Raw genomic sequence first — 20711 nt, forward strand, 5'->3', positions numbered from 1 at the left:
CACTGGGCGAAACGGAGCAGGTTTGAAAAGAGAGGCGCGCTGACGGGTGCGCATTCACCACGCGCTCAGGAGATGATGGGCAAAAAAAATGCATCCCGGCAGAGCGCCTGGGATGCATTTAGGTCAAGCCTGAACGATTAACTCACCGTCATCTGACGGTCATCAACGTATTTACGCTGATCCGGCGGCGGCGGAACGTACTGATAGAGCCAGGTTTCACTCAGGGTTTCCTCTTTTGTCCGCAGGAACAGACGCATTTCAACCGGTTTGACGGCGTCGCTGTTGGGATACCAGTCGAACAGAATGCGGTAGCCCTTGATGGGTTCGACATAGAGAATCTCAACCTGTTTGAAGGTACCGGATGAAACGGTAATTACCGGCTCAATCCCTTTCGCGGCCGCGGCCTGCAAATCACCACCGATGAAATCGATAGCAAAGCGACGGCACCAGACATCCGGGAAGTGCTCGCCGGGTGCCCAGCCTTCAGGGAAACCACCGATGCCGGTACGGGTTGCATCCACGCGCGCCAGATCGCTCTGTACAGGCGGCAGGGCACTCCAGTAAAGCTTGTAGGCAAAACTGTATTCGCTGCCGGCTTTAATGGGCTCAGCGGGCTGCCAGAAGCAAACAATGTTATCGAGCGTTTCACCGGTCGTCGGAATTTCCATCAGGTTGATGGCGCCTTTGCCCCATTTGCCTACTGGTTCAACCCACAGGCTCGGACGTTTGTTATACCAGCCGATAACGTCCTGATAATTCTCGAAGTCATGGTCAAGCTGCAGCAGACCAAAACCACGTGGGTTTTCATCTTCATAGGCGTTGAACTGCAAACGCTGAGGATTATTCAACGGACGGGCAATCCATTCCCCTTTACCGCTCCACATCGCCAGGCGATCGGAGTCGTGAATCTGTGGGTGATAGGTATTACACATGCGACGTTCGTTGGTGCCGCAGCTGAACATGCTGGTCATCGGCGAAATGCCTAACTGGCGAATATCCTTGCGGGCAAAGAGATGATTTTCAATCTCCATCACCACGCGTTCGGCTTCGCAGTGAATGACAAACTTATAGGCACCGGTAACGCTGGCTCCGTCCAGTAAGGCATAGCAGGTAAACGTGGTGTCCTCGGCTTTCGGCGTTTCAAACCAGAACGCCGTAAAGTCGGGGAACTCTTCCTGACCATTGCTGAACGTGTTGATTGCCACGCCACGGGCGGACAGGCCGTACTGATAAGTGTCATCGACCGCACGGAAGTAACTGGCACCCAGGAAAGAGACGATATCCCGGCGGGCCAGCTCAGGCTTTTTAAACGCGCGGAAGCCCGCAAAGCCAAGATCGGTTTTGCCTTCCAGCTGTTTGGTGTCGACTTTGGCATCGTTGTAATTAAACAACTCAGGACGGAAATGAATTTCACGTGCTTCACGGCTGGCGCTGTCCACGGAGAACATGCGGATGCGGCGTTTGAATCCCATTCCTACGTGAAAGAACTGCACATCCAGTTCGCGATTGGGAATATTGTTCCACAGAGAGTGGCTGGCATCATACTGAATGTCGTTGTATGCCTGCGGTGTCAGGGTCGCCAGCGTGGGTGGAAGAGGGCCGGGTGCGCCGCCCCAGGGTTTTTTAGCCAGCGCGGCCGCATTCTTCTTCAACTCATCGAAATCGAAGCGTACTGCGGTTCCGTCAGCAATGCCATCGTCTGCCCAGGCGGATTGCGCGAACAGCGTCGATAAACCTGTCATACCGCTTACCGCGGAGAAGGCCATTGACGCTTTCATAAACATTCTTCGATTCATGCCAGAGATCATTCCTTAGCTGTTCGAGTTTGTTGTGACTGTCGTGTCAGCACATTGTTATGCACATGGCCTGATTATTACAGGCAACAGCAGGGTACGACAGTCGGCGTAGAGAAAAATTCAGTTCGCTAAAAATTTATCAGATAAATCAAATAAGCGAAGCGAAATTACGGCCAGCAGGCCATCTCTTACACTTCTTTGCGTAGCGCTCAGCGTGACACAGATTGACTTGCGTTCGGTTTACTTATGCTGATTTTCAGGCGATTCCTGGTCGGGTTCCGCGCAAAGCCCTATTTTATGGCTATAGTTACCTTTGTGCTTTGCAATTCACATGGAGGAAATGATGGTAAAACAGACTGAACCTTTCGAAACAGGCTATGACGACGATATCGCACTGCTGACCGAAACGCTGGAAGAAGTGCTGAAGTCATCAGGCGATCCGGCCGACCAGAAATATATCGAACTCAAAACCAAAGCTGAACGAGCGCTGGAAGATGTAAAGTCACGTGTTAGCCAGGCATCCGATAGCTACTACTACCGTGCTAAGCAGGTGGCTTACCGTGCTGATGACTACGTACATGAGAAACCGTGGAAAGGCATCGGCATCGGTGCGACTGCGGGACTGATTTTAGGCTTGCTGCTGGCTCGCCGTTAATCGTAACGCGCACTACATCGCGTACAACGGGCAGGCTTCGTCCTGTCCGTTTTGTTTTTGAATTCCGGCTTCTTCGCACCCGCATGTTAGTCCCGCTGTTTTACTCTCCCGCCTGTCCCGCCAGAAAAGGTCTTATTCCGTGCTAAATCCGCCTTACAGATTGTGTTTTACGCAGGGGCTTCCTAAAGTGAAGTGACTGGCACAAGGAGAAAGAACGTGATTAGAGTTGAAATGCTGTCCACGGGCGATGAAGTGTTACATGGTCAAATCGTCGATACCAACGCGGCCTGGCTGGCTGATGTGTTATTTCAGCACGGGCTGCCGATGACCAGCCGTACGACGGTCGGTGACTCCCTGTCATCGCTGGTGGAGACGCTACAGGCGCGTAGCCTTGAGGCGGACGTTCTCATCGTCAACGGCGGTCTGGGCCCTACCAGTGACGATCTCAGTGCTCAGGCGGCGGCCAAAGCGAGCGGTGTAGCGCTGGTCATGCAGGAGGACTGGCTGGAAACCATGGAGGCCTGGTTCGCCAGCCGCGGACGGGTGATGGCAGACAGCAATCGCAAGCAGGCAGAAATCCCCGCTAACGCTGAAATGCTGGATAACCCGGTCGGTACCGCCTGTGGATTCGCCATGCAACTCAACCGCTGCTGGCTGTTTTTCACGCCTGGCGTACCTTCAGAATTTAAAGTAATGGTTGAGCAACAAATCATTCCCCGCCTGAAAGACAAATTTGAACTGCCCGAGCCGCCGCTTTGTCTGCGCCTGACCACGTTTGGTCGTGGGGAAAGTGACATTGCCAATGAACTGGAGCCGCTGCCCCTGCCAGAGAACGTGTTGATGGGCTACCGCTCGTCGATGCCCATTATCGAAATCAAACTGACCGGGCCGGCCGCCCAGCGTGTTGCAATGGAGCAGGTCTGGCAACAGGTGCGTTTGCTGCTGGCGGAGTGCACGATTTTTGAAGGCACCGAGGGGCTGCCTGCACTGTTGGCGCGTGAGCTGCATCAGCGTAACTGGCGCCTGGCGATTAGCGAGCAGTACACCGCAGGTTTACTGAACTGGCAGCTGGCTTCAGCTGAGGTTCCCCTGAGCGCCACCGAAATTTTACCGCAGCAGGACGAAAGTCTTGAAGTACAGGTAATGCGTACTCAGGCGCTGGCGGCGAGGCTTCAGACACCGTTAGCCCTGTCGGTAGGCAATCTGCGCGAAGGCGAAATCTCCGTTGCGCTCCATACGCCAGAGGCCACATGGGGGCAACGCGTGAAGTTCAGCCACGGTCGCCACAACCTGGAAACCCGGCAAAAAGTCGTGGCGATGATGGCGATGAATATGCTGCGGCGCTGGTTGCACGGCAGTGAGGTAAGCACAGGCCACGGCTGGATTGACGTAATCGAAACGGTTAAGCACTAAGGATTACAGGGCCGCATTGCGTGAAGGCGGCCCTGTACATCCAGGCTGTTCGGCTCTTCTGCACGAACGCTACTCCGGTCTCGGCTGGCATGATGCCGTAGGCTGCAGTAACCCCCCCGCCAGCACGTTAAATGTCGCCGTCACTTTCGCTAAGGTCGCCTGAGGATCATCACTGGCGGCCACCCACAATGCGGCAGTAAAAGCGGCACCGTTGAGCAAGCGGGCTGCCGCTTCGACGTCCACCGGCTTCACTACTCCGTTCTCAACCATCTCACTCAGCGCGCTTTGCGTGGCAGCCAGGCAGGCGTTCTGGCTGGGCCAGAGAGAGGGATCGCCAAGAAAGGCCGGGCCATCCAGTAACACAATGCGCTGGACTTCAGGGTCGAGCGCCATGTGAATGTACGCGATCCCTTCCTCCAGTAGCTGGTTCCAGCTGTCTTTTATACCCGCCGCTCTCTCTTTGGCCCGATGGGCTATTTCGCTATCGACTTCCGCTACAACGGCGGCGAGCAGGCCGCGCTTATCGCCAAAGTTGTGGTAGAGCGCTCCCCGGGTTAACCCGACGCTGGCGGTAAGCTCATCCATGGATGCGGCTGCAAAGCCTTTTTCTGCAAACGCTTTGCGTGCTGCGGATATCAGTTTGACGCGATTCTCTTCCATCGTGACCGCGCGTGGCCGTGCTGTCATCTCTCCTCCTTTTCAGATACGTACCGTATTTGGCTTTGACATACGGCGCGTATCTGTGTTCTATTTCATATACGCCATGTATCTTAAATCAAGCAGGTGATGCGTGCATGACTTACTGACCGTAAATCGATTAAAGGTGATTGTATGATGACTCGTGAGGCCGTATTTCCCGAAGGACGCCATGCGCTGTATGACATGCATGGGTATTCTGCTGCCATCCGCTCTGGTGACCTGCTGTTTGTCTCCGGCCAGGTCGGCAGCCGCACAGACGGCACGCCAGAGCCGGATTTTGCCGCTCAGGTTGCGCTTGCCTTTGATAACCTGCGGCAAACCCTGGCGGCGGCGGGCTGCACATTGGACGATCTTATCGACGTCACCACCTTTCATACCGATCCTGAACATCAGTTTGAAACCATCATGCAGGTAAAGAATGCCCTGTTTCCTCAGGCACCTTATCCCAACTGGACGGCGGTCGGCGTGACCTGGCTGGCGGGGTTTGATTTTGAAATTAAGGTGATTGCGCGTATTCCCTGAACTATCCGTGGATATAAAAAAACCGCAACCCGGTCGGGATTACGGTTTTTAACGCGGACGGCTCAGGCGTTAAAGCTCAAGCTCAATGTCGCCTTTCGCCTTACAGCAGCAGGGCAGAATCTCGCCCTGTTCAATGAAAGCCAGCGGCGTTTCCGCATAGTCGACCTCACCGCTCAGCAGCCGCATACGGCAGGAGCCGCAGTAGCCTTCGCGGCACTGGAATTCAACACACAGATTGTTGGCTTCCAGCATGGTCAGCAGGTTAGGGTGATCGTCTGCGCACTCCAGTCGGGTACCGGAGCTGCGCAGAATAACAACAGAACGGCTCATTATTACAGCTGGAAGTCGTCGAAGTCGTTTTCACCCACTTCGGAGTCAATCTGACCGACCAGGTAAGAGCTGACTTCCACTTCCTGCGGGGCCACCTGAACGTTGTCCGACACCAGCCAGGCGTTAATCCAGGGAATCGGGTTCGAGCGTGTTTCAAACGGCAGGTCGAGGCCAACTGCCTGCATACGAATATTGGTGATGTATTCAATATACTGGCACAGGATATCTTTGTTCAGGCCGATCATTGAGCCGCCGCTGAACAGGTATTCCGCCCACTCTTTTTCCTGCAACGCCGCTTTCTTAAACAGCTCAAAACACTCCTGACGACACTCAGCGGCAATCTCTTTCATTTCAGGATCGTCTTCGCCCGTGCGCAGCAGGTTCAGCATGTGCTGGGTGCCGGTCAGATGTAAGGCTTCATCGCGGGCAATCAGCTTGATGATTTTCGCATTCCCTTCCATCAGCTCACGCTCAGCGAACGCGAATGAACAGGCAAAGCTGACGTAGAAACGAATCGCTTCCAGCGCATTGACACTCATCAGGCAGATATAAAGCTGCTTTTTCAGCGCACGCAGGCTGACGGTAACGGACTTACCCGCGACCTGATGTGTGCCTTCACCTAACAGATGCCAGTAGCTGGTCATCTCAATCAGGTCATCGTAGTACTTCGAGATATCCTGGGCACGCGCCAGAATCTGCTGGTTGGTGACGATATCGTCAAACACCACAGCCGGATCGTTGACGATGTTGCGGATGATGTGCGTATAAGAGCGCGAGTGAATCGTCTCTGAGAACGCCCAGGTTTCGATCCAGGTTTCCAGTTCAGGAATGGAGATCAGCGGCAGGAGCGCCACGTTCGGGCTGCGTCCCTGAATCGAGTCCAGCAAGGTCTGATACTTCAGGTTGCTGATGAAAATGTGTTTTTCATGATCGGGCAGTGCCTGGTAGTCGATGCGGTCACGTGAAACATCAACCTCTTCAGGACGCCAGAAGAAGGAGAGCTGCTTTTCGATCAGTTTTTCAAAGATGTCGTATTTCTGCTGGTCAAAACGCGCCACGTTAACGGACTGACCGAAAAACATCGGCTCTTTCAACTGGTCATTTTTGTTCTGTGAAAAAGTGGAGTAAGCCATAAAAACTGTCCAAAGTAGACGAGGCTCAGCACCGGCCTCGCGGGAAAATGTGGGCGGAAAAGGCTTCCCGCCCGACCGTCAGATCTTACAGGCGCCGCTCTCGCAGCCATCATCCTGAATAGAAGGTGCCAGATCATCCTGTGCATCTTCCGCACCATCACGGGTGTTTTGATAATAGAGTGTCTTCACGCCAAACTTGTAGGCGGTCAGCAGATCTTTTAACAACTGCTTCATGGGCACTTTGCCGTTGGCAAAACGTGACGGATCGTAGTTGGTGTTAGACGAAATCGCCTGGTCGACGAATTTCTGCATCACGCCGACCAGTTGCAGGTAACCATCGTTCGACGGCATATCCCACAGCAGTTCGTACTGATCTTTAAGGCGCTCATACTCCGGCACAACCTGACGCAGAATACCGTCTTTGGATGCCTTGATGCTGATATGACCACGCGGTGGCTCAATACCATTGGTTGCGTTTGAAATCTGCGATGAGGTTTCAGACGGCATCAGCGCGGACAGCGTCGAGTTACGCAGACCGTGGGTTTTAATCTGCTCACGCAGGGTTTCCCAGTCCAGGTGCAGCGGCTCATTACAGATCGCATCCAGATCTTTCTTGTAGGTGTCGATCGGCAGCACGCCCTGCGCATAAGTGGTTTCATTGAACCACGGGCAGGCACCTTGCTCTTTCGCCAGCTCATTGGACGCTTTCAGCAGGTAGTACTGAATGGCTTCAAACGTTTTGTGCGTCAGACCATTGGCACTGCCGTCGGAGTAACGTACACCGTGTTTCGCCAGGTAGTAAGCAAAGTTAATTACGCCAATACCCAGCGTACGGCGACCCATTGCACCGCGTTGTGCGGCCGGGATAGGGTAGTCCTGATAATCGAGCAGGGCATCCAGTGCACGCACCGCGAGTGTTGCCAGCTCTTCCAGGTCGTCCAGGCTTTCGATGGCACCCAGGTTAAAGGCCGACAGCGTACACAACGCGATTTCACCGTTGTCGTCGTTAACGTCGCTCATCGGTTTGGTTGGCAGCGCAATTTCCAGGCACAGATTAGACTGGCGCACGGGAGCGATGCTGGCGTCAAACGGGCTGTGCGTGTTGCAGTGATCGACGTTCTGGATGTAGATACGGCCCGTTGAGGCGCGTTCCTGCATCATCAGCGAGAACAGGTCAACCGCTTTGACACGCTGCTTACGAATGCTGCTGTCTTTTTCGTATTTGGTGTAGAGACGCTCAAATTCGTCCTGATCGGCAAAGAACGCATCATACAGGCCAGGCACGTCTGACGGGCTGAACAGCGTGATGTCTTCGCCTTTAAGCAGACGCTGGTACATCAGTTTGTTGAGCTGCACGCCATAGTCCATATGACGAACGCGGTTGCCTTCAACGCCACGGTTGTTCTTCAGAACTAACAGGCTTTCGACTTCCAGATGCCACATGGGATAGAACAGTGTGGCTGCACCACCACGGACGCCGCCCTGCGAACAGGATTTTACGGCGGTCTGGAAGTGTTTGTAGAACGGAATACAGCCGGTATGGAAGGCTTCACCGCCGCGGATAGGGCTACCCAACGCGCGGATACGGCCGGCGTTAATACCAATGCCCGCACGCTGAGAAACGTATTTCACAATCGCACTGGAAGTGGCATTGATGGAGTCCAGGCTGTCGCCGCACTCAATCAGCACGCACGAGCTGAACTGACGCGTAGGCGTACGCACGCCGGACATGATGGGCGTCGGCAGTGAGATTTTAAAGGTCGAGATCGCATCATAGAAACGCTTGATGTAATCCATGCGGGTCGCACGAGGATAAGCTGAGAACAGGCAGGCTGCGACCAGGATATACAGGAACTGTGCGCTTTCATAGATTTCACCGGATACACGGTTCTGAGCCAGATATTTGCCTTCTAACTGCTTCACCGCCGCGTAGGAAAAATTCATGTCACGCCAGTGGTCGAGAAAGCCGTCCATTTGCTCGAACTCTTCACGGCTGTAGTCTTCCAGCAGATGGCGGTCGTACTTACCCAGATCGACCATCTTAACAACCTGATCGTACAGGGCTGGGGGTTCAAACTGACCGTAAGCTTTCTTGCGCAGGTGAAAAATAGCCAGTCGCGCGGCCAGATACTGATAGTCAGGGGCATCGCGAGAAATGAGGTCTGCAGCGGCCTTAATGATAGTTTCATGGATGTCAGACGTTTTGATGCCATCATAAAACTGAATGTGGGAACGCAGCTCTACCTGTGAAACCGACACATTGTTCAGCCCTTCGGCCGCCCAGTCGAGGACACGGTGAATTTTGTCGAGATCAATGCGCTCCTGGCGGCCATCGCGTTTAGTAACGAGCAGACTTTGGTTCATGTCGCGTTTTTACCTTTGCGTGAGTATCCAATAATTAAAAGAAATCCCGATTTATGCACAGCATATTCATTGTGAATAATGTTGTGGATAAACACTACATCTTGGGGTTGTCGAAGATATGTATAACAATATGGAGGCTTATTCTAGTATTTTGCTGGCGCTTAACAAGAGGAAAAAATGATGTCTACGGGGGTTGTATTTTCTAAGGGTTTTCTTAAGCCGCGTCTCGTAAGGCCGCAGGTCATGTCAACCATCCAGAGAAAATATTGCAATTTATGATCGACCGCTGATTTTTCAAACATTGCGCAAGTTTTTCAAACACCAGAAAGCAGGCATCAGCAAAATGTGCAAATGTCACGGCTCCGATGACACAGAACTGCCCCATGGGAAAATTAGCGCGAGCAGATGACAACAGGATGACAGCAGCGTGGGCAGAGCCGCACGCTGCGGCGGATCAGGCGTCGCCGTGGTGGGCGTGTATCATGTAGTTCACATCAACACCGTTACCCAGACGAAACTTATCGGTGATGGGGTTGTAGTGCAGGCCAATCATATTGCGCTCACGCAGTGGCGTTTCATCGACCCAGCCCAGCAGTTCTGAAGGGCGGATAAATTTTTTCACATCATGCGTGCCGCGCGGCACCATGCGCAGAACATACTCAGCGCCAAAAATAGCCATCAGCCAGGCTTTGGGATTACGGTTAATGGTAGAAAAGAACACCTCACCGCCGGGTTTCACCAGCTGCGCGCAGGCGTGCACTACCGAACGTGGATCGGGCACATGTTCCAGCATCTCCATGCAGGTCACCACATCGTATTCTCCCGCGTGTTGGCTGGCGTGCTCTTCCACCGTCTGCTGCACATAGCTGAGCGTGACGCCGCTTTCCAGCGCGTGCAGACGCGCGACTTCCAGCGGTTCAGCGCCCATATCCAATCCGGTGACCACTGCGCCTTCCCGGGCCATGCTTTCGGCCAGGATACCGCCGCCACAGCCGACATCCAGCACCTTCTTGCCAAACAGCCCGTTGCTGTGTTGTGCAATATAGCCCAGCCGCAGAGGGTTAATACGGTGCAGCGGTTTAAATTCGCCCTCCAGATCCCACCAGCGCGAGGCAACGGCCTCAAACTTGGCAATTTCCTGTGCATCGACATTGTGCTGATGATTCTGTGGTTGTGCATTCATTGAATCGTGACTCCTGACAAAATGTGACATCAGTATAAACGCTTAACTGACTCAGACGCACCTTATCAACTTGAGGAAAAGCACCTTAATAAGGTGGTTAACGTTCACCAGTGAATTGCGGTGTGATATACTTTCGCACCTTTAAAATCCGGGATTAGTAGAGGGATAGCGGCTCCATGAGCGACCTTGCGAGAGAAATTACACCGGTTAATATCGAAGAAGAGTTAAAAAATTCTTACCTCGATTACGCCATGTCGGTCATCGTTGGCCGAGCTTTACCCGATGTGCGTGATGGCCTGAAGCCAGTGCATCGCCGCGTACTTTTCGCGATGAGCGAACTGGGTAATGACTGGAACAAACCCTATAAAAAATCTGCCCGCGTCGTCGGTGACGTTATCGGTAAATATCACCCGCATGGTGATTCTGCCGTTTACGACACCATTGTACGTATGGCCCAGCCTTTCTCCCTGCGTTACATGCTGGTGGACGGTCAAGGCAACTTCGGCTCCATCGACGGCGACTCCGCTGCGGCGATGCGTTATACCGAAGTGCGCATGTCCAAAATCGCCCACGACCTGTTAGCTGACCTGGAAAAAGAGACCGTCGATTTCGTTCCGAACTACGACGGTACAGAGCAGATCCCTGAAGTTCTGCCCACCAAAATCCCTAACCTGCTGGTAAACGGCTCGTCCGGTATCGCAGTCGGTATGGCAACCAACATTCCGCCGCATAACCTGCGCGAAGTGATCAACGGCTGCCTCGCTTATATCGAAGATGAAAACATCAGCATTGAAGGGCTGATGGAACACATTCCGGGGCCTGACTTCCCGACAGCGGCAATCATCAACGGCCGCCGCGGCATTGAAGAAGCCTATCGCACCGGCCGTGGTAAGGTTTATATCCGTGCCCGTGGCGAAGTAGAAGTGGATGCCAAAACCGGGCGTGAAACGATCATCATTCACGAACTTCCGTATCAGGTGAACAAAGCTCGCCTGATCGAGAAAATCGCCGAGCTGGTGAAAGAAAAACGCGTCGAAGGGATCAGCGCCCTGCGTGATGAGTCCGATAAAGACGGCATGCGCATCGTCATTGAAATCAAACGCGATGCAGTCGGTGAAGTGGTCCTCAACAACCTCTATTCACTGACTCAACTGCAAACCTCTTTCGGCATCAACATGGTGGCACTGCATCAGGGCCAGCCGAAGATTATGGCGCTGAAGGAGATTCTTGAAGCCTTCGTTCGCCATCGTCGTGAAGTGGTGACGCGTCGTACTATTTTTGAACTGCGTAAGGCGCGCGATCGCGCACATATCCTTGAAGGTCTGGCGATTGCGCTGGCTAACATCGATCCGATCATCGAACTGATCCGTCGTGCACCGACGCCAGCGGAAGCCAAAGCGGGCCTGATTTCACAAGCGTGGGATCTGGGCAACGTGTCAGCCATGCTGGAGCGCGCAGGTGACGATGCAGCCCGACCGGAGTGGCTGGAGGCGCAGTTTGGTATTCGTGACGGCCAGTATTATCTGACCGAGCAACAGGCTCAGGCCATTCTGGACTTACGTCTGCAGAAACTGACCGGTCTTGAGCATGAAAAGCTGCTGGATGAGTACAAACAGCTGCTGGATCAAATTGCCGAGTTACTGCACATCCTGGGAAGCTCAGAGCGCTTGATGGAAGTCATCCGCGAAGAGCTGGAACTGATGCGCGATCAGTTTGGTGATGAGCGCCGCACGGAAATCACCGCGAACAGTGCTGACATCAACATCGAAGACCTGATCAATCAGGAAGACGTGGTGGTTACGCTGTCGCATCAGGGTTATGTGAAATATCAGCCACTGACGGATTATGAAGCGCAGCGCCGTGGTGGCAAAGGCAAGTCAGCCGCACGCATTAAAGAAGAAGACTTTATCGATCGTCTGTTGGTGGCAAACACCCACGATACCATTCTGTGCTTCTCCAGCCGTGGCCGACTCTACTGGATGAAGGTCTACCAGTTGCCGGAAGCCAGCCGTGGTGCGCGTGGACGTCCCATCGTCAACCTGCTGCCGCTTGAAGCCAACGAACGTATCACGGCGATTCTGCCCGTGCGCGAATATACCGAAGGCTTCAACATCTTCATGGCAACCGCAAGCGGTACAGTGAAGAAAACGGGTCTGCAAGAGTTCAGCCGCCCACGCAGCGCCGGTATCATTGCCATTAACCTGCGCGATGATGATGAGCTGATTGGTGTCGCGCTGACCAACGGTAACGATGAAGCGATGTTGTTCTCGGCTGCCGGTAAAGTGGTGCGCTTCGCCGAATCTGCCGTGCGTGCCATGGGCCGTACCGCCTCGGGCGTTCGTGGTATCAAGCTGGCGCAGAACGATCGGGTGGTTTCACTCATCGTGCCGCGCGAAGAGGGCGCTATCCTGACGGTCACCCAGAACGGCTATGGTAAGCGTACAGCTAACAGCGAATACCCGACCAAGTCGCGTGCTACGCAGGGCGTTATCTCTATCAAAGTGACCGAGCGTAACGGTCCGGTGATTGGCGCAGTGCAGGTGGTCGACAGCGATCAGATCATGATGATCACCGATGCAGGCACTCTGGTGCGTACACGGGTATCTGAAGTCAGCATCGTGGGCCGTAATACCCAGGGTGTGATTCTGATTCGTACTGCAGAAGACGAGAACGTGGTCGGACTGCAACGCGTTGCGGAGCCGGTGGAAGAAGAAGAGCTGGATTCCATCGACGGCAGCGTCGCGGAAGGGGACGAAGATATCGTGCCTGAAGTCGACAACGACGACGACGATGTCCCGGCAGCGGACGACGACGTGTAAGTCATCCAACGCACGTGAGTCATGAACGGCAGGTCAGGGGCAACCCGACCTGCCGTTTTTTTTGCGGTGGTGTGTTAGCAAGGATGATTTCCGGTAAGGTCAAACATTCCCAAACTGCGGTCGCGCTCCGTAGCCGACTGGCTTTTTTGCTGCGATAAAGCTAGTGTATGAGCATTAAAAATCCAACGATGCGACTAACCTTGCCACCTGCGAGTCACCTTTGAAATATCTAGTCTCTTTCCGCACGACGCTTCGCATTTCGCGCTATCTGTTTCGCGCGCTGGCGCTGCTAATCTGGTTACTGGGCGCGGTGCTGACCACCTTCTATATCATCAGCGTACTTCACGATAAAGAGAATAAGGTTCGTCAGGAATTCGCCAGCAACTACGGGACAATTGACTGGTACGTGCGCCACTCGGCGGGCATGATGCGTGAGCTCAAGTACATCGCTGAAAACCATTTAACCAGTAGCGGGGCCGATCCCTCAGGTCGGTTACCGGCCGGCAAAACCATTCAACCGCAGTTTACGCCACTGTATTCAGGCGACGACTGCGCCTCCATGAGCACCACCTGGCGCACCTCACTGGACTCACTTGGCAACTATATCAATTACTGGAAAAGCAACTTTGCCTCATCTTATGATTTGAGCCGGGTTTTCCTGATTAGTGGGGATAGTAAGTGCCTGGCGGATTTTGCTATCGGCAATAACGTCAGTCGCGATCGCAGTCTGAAACTGCTGCAAGAAAACCTGCAACGCTACCGCAACAGCTCGGAAGAGGACCGGCGCAATCCCGCTTACTGGGTAAACAGTAGCGCGCAGCCTGGCGTGGGTAGCTTCTCTGTTGTGATGCCGATATACGTTGCCGATAAGCTTCAGGCCTTGCTGGGGGTGGAACAAAACATTCAGCTTGAGGAGTTTATTCAGCCCGGTAGCCTGCCCGTAACAGCCACGATCACGGATGAAAACTATTATCCGCTCCTGACCTCGCGCCGGGGTGGTTTAGGTTTTTCACTAAATGAATTGCCCGATGACAAAACCTGGTTTGGCTATCTTGACGGTTATCGTCAACTGGTGCTGAAAAAACCGCTGCCGCCCTCGAATCTTAACGTGGTGTGGTCGGTATCGACCGACGTGCTGGTCGATCAGCTTAAGCTGATGATGATTAATGCCTTATTGCTTAATATCCTGAGCGCGATTGTGCTGTTTACGCTGGCCTGGCTATTTGAGCGGCGCATGTTTCTGCCAGCGGAAGAAAATGCCCACCGGCTGGAAGAGCATGAGCAGTTTAACCGTAAAATTGTGGCCTCGGCCCCGGTCGGGATTTGTATTCTGCGCACCAGCGATGGCACCAACATTCTCAGTAATGAGCTGGCGCACAACTATCTCACGCTGCTGACGCAAGAAGATCGTAAGCGATTGAATGAGATTATCGGTGGTCAGCAGGTCAACTTTGTCGATGTGCTGACGGGCAGCAACACTAACCTGCAAATCAGTTTCGTGCATTCCCGCTATCGAAATGAGAACGTAGCCATCTGTGTGCTGGTGGACGTGTCCGCGCGTGTCCGTATGGAGCAATCGCTACAGGAAATGGCCCATGCTGCTGAACAGGCCAGCCAGTCGAAATCGATGTTCCTGGCGACGGTCAGCCACGAACTTCGTACGCCGCTGTATGGCATCATTGGCAACCTGGATCTGCTGCAGACGCGCCAGTTGCCGAGCGGGATAGCGTCGCTGGTCACCGCAATGAATAACTCCTCCAGCCTGCTGCTGAAAATCATCAGCGACATTCTCGATTTCTCCAAAATTGAGTCGGAGCAGCTGAAGATAGAACCGCGTCCTTTCTCGCCGCGTGAAGTGATTACCCACATTGTCGGTAACTACCTCTCCCTGGTAGTAAAGAAACGTCTGACGCTTTACTGCTATATCGAACACGATGTGCCGCAGGCGCTTGATGGCGATCCACTGCGCCTGCAACAGGTGATTTCTAACCTGCTGAATAATGCCATTAAATTTACCCATACGGGCTGCATTATCCTGCATGCCTATGTCACACAAGGCTATCTGGCGTTCCGCACGCGGGATACCGGCGTCGGCATTCCGGCAAAAGAGTTAACCAGACTGTTCGACCCTTTTTTCCAGGTGGGTAATGGCGTACAGCGTAATTTCCAGGGCACCGGGCTGGGTTTAGCGATTTGCGAAAAGCTTATCAATATGATGGACGGTGATATTGAGGTTGAGTCTGAGCCAGGAATGGGAAGCCAGTTTATTGTGCGCATTCCCATCTATAACGGTAAGCAGCCATCAATCCCGCTGCTGGATGGGTTACAGGATAAGAAAATCTGGCTGGCGATGCGTAATGAATATCTGGCGCAGTATCTTGAGCGGTTGTTAAAGCAGCATGGTATTCAGGTCGCCGAATATCAGGCTGATCCCGGCAGTGATGATGTGGTGTTAACGGATTATTCGTTAGACGTTAGCTCTCCGGTTCGCGCAGTTATCACCGTTGACGGCTCACACGTGGACATGCCGCGTGAGCCCCAGGCCGGGCGCTGGATTCACAGCACCGCCACCCTGCATGAGCTGCCAACCCTGCTGGCGCGCATTTACCGCATTGCGGTTGAATCCGACGTGAACGATGCGTTGTCGCTGGCCAGTCCGGTGGAAGAGAAAATTCATAACGACGACATTATGGTGCTGATCGTTGACGATCATCCTATCAACCGTATGTTGCTGTCAGAGCAGCTTGGCACGCTGGGTTATCAGGTTAAAACGGCACAGGATGGCGTTGATGCGTTGAATGTCCTCAGCCGTAACAGCATTGATATTGTGCTGACCGATGTGAACATGCCGAATATGGATGGCTATCGCCTGACACAGCGGTTGCGTCAGCTTGGGCACGTATTCCCGGTGGTGGGCGTGACGGCGAATGCGCTGGCGGAAGAAAAACAGCGTTGTATGGATGCCGGAATGGACAACTGTCTGTCGAAGCCAGTGACGTTAGACGTGCTGAAAACGACGCTGGGTATTTATGCGGAGCGGGTACGTAAAACGCGGGAAGGATAGCCGGGAAGAGAGGCGGTGCGTAAACGCACCGCCTGCGGACTTAATCTTTATCGATTTGGGTCGCACTCACCGATGACAGGTAGTTGAGCAGGGCGATATCGTTATCCACACCCAACTTCATCATGGCTGATTTTTTCTGGCTACTGATGGTTTTAATACTGCGGTTCAGCTTCTTGGCAATTTCTGTGACCAGGAAACCTTCAGCAAAGAGGCGCAATACTTCGCTCTCTTTTGGCGACAAACGTTTGTCGCCATAACCGCCCGCACTGATTTTCTCCAGCAGTTTAGCCACGCTTTCTGGCGTATATTTCTTGCCTTTCTGCAGGGCTGCCAGCGCTTTTGGCAGATCGGTTGGCGCACCCTGTTTCAGTACGATCCCTTCAATATCCAGATCCAGTACCGAGCTCAGAATCGCCGGGTTATTGTTCATGGTAAGAACAATAATGGACAGGTCGGGATAGTGACGTTTGATATATTTAATCAGCGTAATACCGTCACCATACTTTTCACCTGGCATGGAGAGGTCGGTGATCAGAACATTCGCATCAAGCTTGGACAGGTTGTTGATCAGCGCCGTTGAATCTTCAAATTCGCCTACAACGTTAACCCACTCAATTTGTTCCAGAGATTTTCGGATACCGAAAAGAACAATTGGGTGATCATCCGCAATAATTACATTCAAGTTATTCATCTTATTGGTTACCTTGCTGCAGCAGTTGATTGACATAAGCGTCAATATTACTGGTGGTATTTGTAATGTTTGAATCGTCACACACTTTAATGTGGTGTTCTAACTCTTCACAAAGCTGTTTGCCCGGTGTCAAATTGAGCATAGCAAACACGCCTTTAAGGCGATGAGCTGTCTGAGCAAGCGAGGCATAATCTGATATCGCTGACTCAGTATACAATCTCTTTACATCATCCGGTACTGTCTCAGTAAACAGCTGGAAATAGCCACCACTTAACAGTGGCGTGCTGGCGTCATCGTCGGTGTCATCCTCCATCACATCGTGGGACAATTGCTTCTCAATCAGTGCCAGTAATGCATCAAGTAGTGCATTGCTGAGATTGAAATTGACGCGATACTGTTGATCGTTTAAAGCATGATGGCCGGGTTCATCTTCCGCCAGCAATAAAGCCCAGCCACATAATTTGCTGGGGTCGTCAGTAATTTGTACATCATGATCCTGGCCTGAGATGCGTTCATCTGGCGTCAGGCAGCGTGCGCCCCAGTTCTCCAGATGGCGACAGACGATCTTGTGGACGTCTTCAACCGCGATCTCCACCAGGGCGGTAATCCCTTCGAGGATTTTCTCTTCATCCTCTTCGCGCTTTTCTTCAAGCGTAAGCGGAAGCTGAATATTATAGCGAGTGCCAATATCCGCTTTGGCGACGATTTCCAGACTGCCGCCCATCTGCTTACACAGCTGTTTACACAGGAAAAACGCCATCCCGGAAGCCTGACCATAACGATCCTGGCTGGTATCGCCCAGGAACGGGAAGTCGACATTCGCCAGTTCATCCACGGTGAGTCCGGCACCGGTGTCCACCAGCTCGATATAAAGGCGGTCGGGATGGTGCTCCGCCGTTTTCACTTCGAGCGTTATCTTGCCCCAGCGCGTCGTGATCAAGGCATAATGCATCAGCGTCGTCAGCACTTTGCGCAGGGCACGGCGATCGCCAAACCGCATTTCATCATTCGCCTGATGATTATTCACCACGAGCGATAATCCCTTGCGACGCAGCAGCGGCAGACTTTCCAGAGTGATCTCGTCCAGCAGTTCCTGCAGGTTAAACACCGAGGCATCCGGGGACCAGTCATGCGCTTCAAGGCGATTGAGCAGCACGATATCGTCAACCAGGCGGGCCAGTGACTGACTCTCATCCAGAATATCCAGCACGCTCTCGTCGTTCTGACGCTGGCTCAGGTGAACCAGCTGCGAAACGATCTTTTCCAGCGGCTGGTTTAACGCGTGACCAAGGTGATGGAGCAACTGCTGACGCATCTGGTGGTTACGATCCAACACCTGTTGCGCTTTCTGCAGCTTCTTGTTCACCAGTAGCTCACGATCCTGATCGCGCATCATAAACAGCTGGGTATGCGGTGATAAGACGCTGCGCGCGTGGCGGATTTCATACACCTCATTGTTAATCGTGGCTTGCAGTACGCCCTGATGCTGATCGGACATATTGATGATCTTCTGCAAATTAAGGTGAGGCAAAAGATGCTCAGCGATTTTATTGCTTAACAAGGTGCGATTGCTGGCGAAGTCATAGACCAGCAAGCCAACCGGTAAGCTGGCGACAATCTCCTGATTGAGCACACGGAGCGAATCCAGCTCGGCGCTCTGGTTTTCACTCGGTCGCAGAGACTGTTGACGTAACAACAACATTCCGCCAAGTGACAGCAAGAACAGCAGCAGGTTAATCAGCAACGGCCACATCAAATTATGCGCGCTGTCGAGCAACAGGCGTAAGAAGGGCACCTGATAGACCAGCTGTAACGATGTGCTCGGGAGCGTTGCGGCTATTTCGATATCGTGACTGACCAACGAAACCTGCGTGGTTTCGACATCTTCCTGGTTGCTGCTGGCGCTGTTATTCAGCGGAGCATCCTGACGCAGCTGGAAGTTTTCCACCGGCATATTGAGTGGAATCAAGTCATTAACAGGTAAATCAAATGCCACCACGGTGGCCAGATGGCCCGGCTGATTGAACGTCGTACGCAGGGTAAAATAGTGGTCATTCTGGAAAGCGAGATGACGCAGCGGTGAAAAGCTTTCACGCTCATCCAGCGCATTAGCCTGTTGCAGCATTTCTGCACGCCGTGCTTCAACCAGAGAACTGATGGCGTTCTCTTTGTAGCGCGTGGTCATGTCTTTCAGGGGCAGGGTGGAAATCATGATCAGGCTGTTGTCCTGACCATTTAAAAAATACATTGACCATGTCGGCGTTTCTGCACCCCATAACGTATCCAGGTAACTGGACATCCGCATCGACATATCCAGCGTGCTGCTGTCATGCGAACCGAAAATCAGCGCTTCGGTTTTGCGTCGGGTTTTTTCCAGATAGTAGACATCCGGACGCAGGCGCGTCTCTTGTAAATTCGTGGCGGGTGTCGATCCGGCGGCGCTGGTCGACAGGTTTTCATAGATCTGCCAGGTCACAAAGCGATAGGCATCAATGCGTTTTTGAATATCACGCGCCATATCCGCCATGGCATAACGTTTATCCGTCAACCAGGCATTGACGGAATTTTGCACCATAAAGCCCAGCGCCAGTAACAGCACCAGATTAAATACGATAAAAAAGCGAGTGACATTACCGGATGTCAGCGGAAACTTATACAACATAGCGCTCAGATACCTGAATTATCGCGCAACGTTGCGCGCACTGACAGCCACAGCTAACAATAACAGTGCAATAAGCAAAAATGCACCGCTAAGGCTAATCCATTGAGAAATGAACCCGATCAACGCCGGACCAGAAAGAATACCTGCATATCCCAACGTTGTCATGGCAGAAATCGCCAGGTTCGCCGGCATATCATGCTGATTACCTGCCGAATTAAATAACATGGGCACGGTATTCGATAAACCAAAACCCACCAGTAAGAAAGCCAGCAGTGAGGCTTCTGGCCAGGGCAGGAGCACGGCTAAGGTCATGCCTGAAGCCGCCGCCAGCGCGCCCATCAACATGACCGGGTAGCGGCCAACGCGGTGAATGATTTTATCGCCGCTAAAACGTCCAATCGTCATGGCGACGGAAAACAGGGCATAGCCCAGCCCGGCATGCGCCGTTGTCATTGAGGGGTTTTGTAACAGCAGAAGTGCGCCCCAGTCGAGCACGGCTCCTTCCGCTAAAAACAGAATAAAACACAGCATGCCCAGAAAGGCGACGCGTCCACGCGGAATCACCAGCCACGACTGATCGGGCTGATGTAAGCGCTGATTCATATAGGTTGGCAGACGCCAGAGCAACAGTACCCCCATCACGGCCATAATGATTAACACGGCTATTAACGGGGTAAACGTCAGGCTTAACAGCAGGCTAACCGCACCGGCACCCAGAATACCGCCCAGGCTAAAAAAAGCATGGAAGCCCGACATCATCGGTCTGCCGGCTGCTTTTTCCACTTCTACCGCCTGATAGTTCATGGCGACGTCCAGCATGCCCAGTCCGGCACCAAACAGCATCAATGTTGCTGCCATTAACAGATGTGTTTGCACTGTGGCGAGCAGCGGCATCATGAATAACACCACTAACGTCGAACAGACCATCACCCTGCGGCAGCCAAAGCGCGCCACTAAGGTGCCGGTCACCGGCATGGCAAGGAGTGAGCCAATTCCCAGACACAGCAAAAGCGCACCCAATGAGGCGCCATCTAAGTGCAATCGATCGCGTGCATAGGGCACCAACGGAGCCCAGGCAGACATCCCCAATCCGTTGATCAAAAAAATAGTACGGGTGCCCCCGCTCAGGCGGCTGGCAGATTGGCTTGATTTTGCGGCATCCAGTGCTGTCATGGCTCTAATTCATCAGTAGCAAAGCAGAAAAGTGTAGCATCAATTTCCTGTAAAACGCTGTGAGAACACAGGTTTAACAGGTTAAGCGGCCTGCTGTAACAGGTCATGAGAAAAGCCAGTGTACCGACTTTTATCCTAATGGATGTGTTTTCCAGAACTTTCCTGGCAAAGCCCGCGAATAAACCCCAAACAGCTCCCTTTCCAGGA

Annotated in this window: 14 protein-coding genes; 5 read left to right on the plus strand and 9 right to left on the minus strand. The window is 53.0% G+C overall.

Annotated elements, in window-relative coordinates; translation table 11 throughout:
- Nucleotides 1-137: 137 nt before the first annotated feature.
- Entirely contained in the window at nt 138-1796 is a 1659-nt protein-coding gene (locus tag NR177_RS09485; protein WP_241567727.1) for a glucan biosynthesis protein D, read from the minus strand.
- A 343-nt stretch (nt 1797-2139) separates the two neighbouring features.
- Here NR177_RS09485 and elaB point away from each other — a divergent pair, with 343 nt between their 5' ends.
- Nucleotides 2140-2451, plus strand: coding sequence for a stress response protein ElaB (gene elaB, locus NR177_RS09490; protein WP_063880285.1), 312 nt, complete (start codon nt 2140-2142; stop codon nt 2449-2451).
- 216 nt (nt 2452-2667) lie between these two features.
- Nucleotides 2668-3864 (plus strand): nicotinamide mononucleotide deamidase-related protein YfaY, encoded by a 1197-nt coding sequence (locus NR177_RS09495; RefSeq protein WP_241567726.1) that lies wholly within the window; start codon nt 2668-2670, stop codon nt 3862-3864.
- Nucleotides 3865-3933: 69 nt separating this feature from the next.
- On the opposite strand, the gene NR177_RS09500 is transcribed toward NR177_RS09495, so the two are convergent.
- The gene (locus tag NR177_RS09500) at nt 3934-4551 is read right to left on the minus strand and encodes a TetR/AcrR family transcriptional regulator (RefSeq protein WP_256852774.1); all 618 of its coding nucleotides are present in this window, start codon (nt 4549-4551) and stop codon (nt 3934-3936) included.
- A gap of 144 nt (nt 4552-4695) precedes the next feature.
- Here NR177_RS09500 and NR177_RS09505 point away from each other — a divergent pair, with 144 nt between their 5' ends.
- Nucleotides 4696-5085: a RidA family protein gene (locus NR177_RS09505; protein WP_063880282.1), complete on the plus strand. Its 390-nt coding sequence runs from the start codon at nt 4696-4698 to the stop codon at nt 5083-5085.
- Nucleotides 5086-5154: 69 nt separating this feature from the next.
- Here the strand turns inward: NR177_RS09505 and yfaE are convergent, their stop codons facing one another.
- The 4 genes from yfaE to ubiG all read right to left on the minus strand — a co-directional run bounded on the left by yfaE (nt 5155) and on the right by ubiG (nt 10095).
- On the minus strand, nt 5155-5415 hold the full coding sequence (gene yfaE, locus NR177_RS09510; protein WP_063880281.1) for a class I ribonucleotide reductase maintenance protein YfaE: 261 nt from the start codon (nt 5413-5415) through the stop codon (nt 5155-5157).
- A gap of 2 nt (nt 5416-5417) precedes the next feature.
- The gene (nrdB, locus tag NR177_RS09515; protein WP_063880280.1) at nt 5418-6548 is read right to left on the minus strand and encodes a class Ia ribonucleoside-diphosphate reductase subunit beta; all 1131 of its coding nucleotides are present in this window, start codon (nt 6546-6548) and stop codon (nt 5418-5420) included.
- Nucleotides 6549-6626: 78 nt separating this feature from the next.
- Entirely contained in the window at nt 6627-8912 is a 2286-nt protein-coding gene (gene nrdA / locus NR177_RS09520) for a class 1a ribonucleoside-diphosphate reductase subunit alpha (protein WP_063880279.1), read from the minus strand.
- A gap of 454 nt (nt 8913-9366) precedes the next feature.
- Nucleotides 9367-10095 (minus strand): bifunctional 2-polyprenyl-6-hydroxyphenol methylase/3-demethylubiquinol 3-O-methyltransferase UbiG, encoded by a 729-nt coding sequence (ubiG, locus tag NR177_RS09525; protein ID WP_172898281.1) that lies wholly within the window; start codon nt 10093-10095, stop codon nt 9367-9369.
- A 176-nt stretch (nt 10096-10271) separates the two neighbouring features.
- Here ubiG and gyrA point away from each other — a divergent pair, with 176 nt between their 5' ends.
- Nucleotides 10272-12914 carry a DNA topoisomerase (ATP-hydrolyzing) subunit A gene (gyrA, locus tag NR177_RS09530; RefSeq protein WP_063880274.1) on the plus strand — a complete coding sequence of 881 codons (2643 nt, stop codon included), beginning with the start codon at nt 10272-10274 and terminating at the stop codon, nt 12912-12914.
- A 220-nt stretch (nt 12915-13134) separates the two neighbouring features.
- Complete coding sequence (rcsC, locus tag NR177_RS09535; RefSeq protein WP_063880273.1) at nt 13135-15978, plus strand: two-component system sensor histidine kinase RcsC; 2844 nt, start codon at nt 13135-13137, stop codon at nt 15976-15978.
- 40 nt (nt 15979-16018) lie between these two features.
- On the opposite strand, the gene rcsB is transcribed toward rcsC, so the two are convergent.
- Genes rcsB through NR177_RS09550 form a run of 3 tightly spaced genes read right to left on the minus strand, consistent with a single transcriptional unit; the run spans nt 16019 to nt 20504 of the window.
- The gene (gene rcsB, locus NR177_RS09540; RefSeq protein WP_014605387.1) at nt 16019-16669 is read right to left on the minus strand and encodes a response regulator transcription factor RcsB; all 651 of its coding nucleotides are present in this window, start codon (nt 16667-16669) and stop codon (nt 16019-16021) included.
- 1 nt (nt 16670) lies between these two features.
- A complete protein-coding gene (rcsD, locus tag NR177_RS09545) occupies nt 16671-19331 on the minus strand; it encodes a phosphotransferase RcsD (protein ID WP_256852775.1) in 2661 nt (886 codons plus the stop codon).
- Between the two features lie 18 nt (nt 19332-19349).
- On the minus strand, nt 19350-20504 hold the full coding sequence (locus NR177_RS09550; protein ID WP_256852776.1) for an MFS transporter: 1155 nt from the start codon (nt 20502-20504) through the stop codon (nt 19350-19352).
- Between the last annotated feature and the right edge of the window lie 207 nt (nt 20505-20711).

Source organism: Pantoea sp. Fr+CA_20 (assembly GCF_024520835.1).
In the GTDB taxonomy this organism is placed as follows: domain Bacteria; phylum Pseudomonadota; class Gammaproteobacteria; order Enterobacterales; family Enterobacteriaceae; genus Pantoea; species Pantoea allii.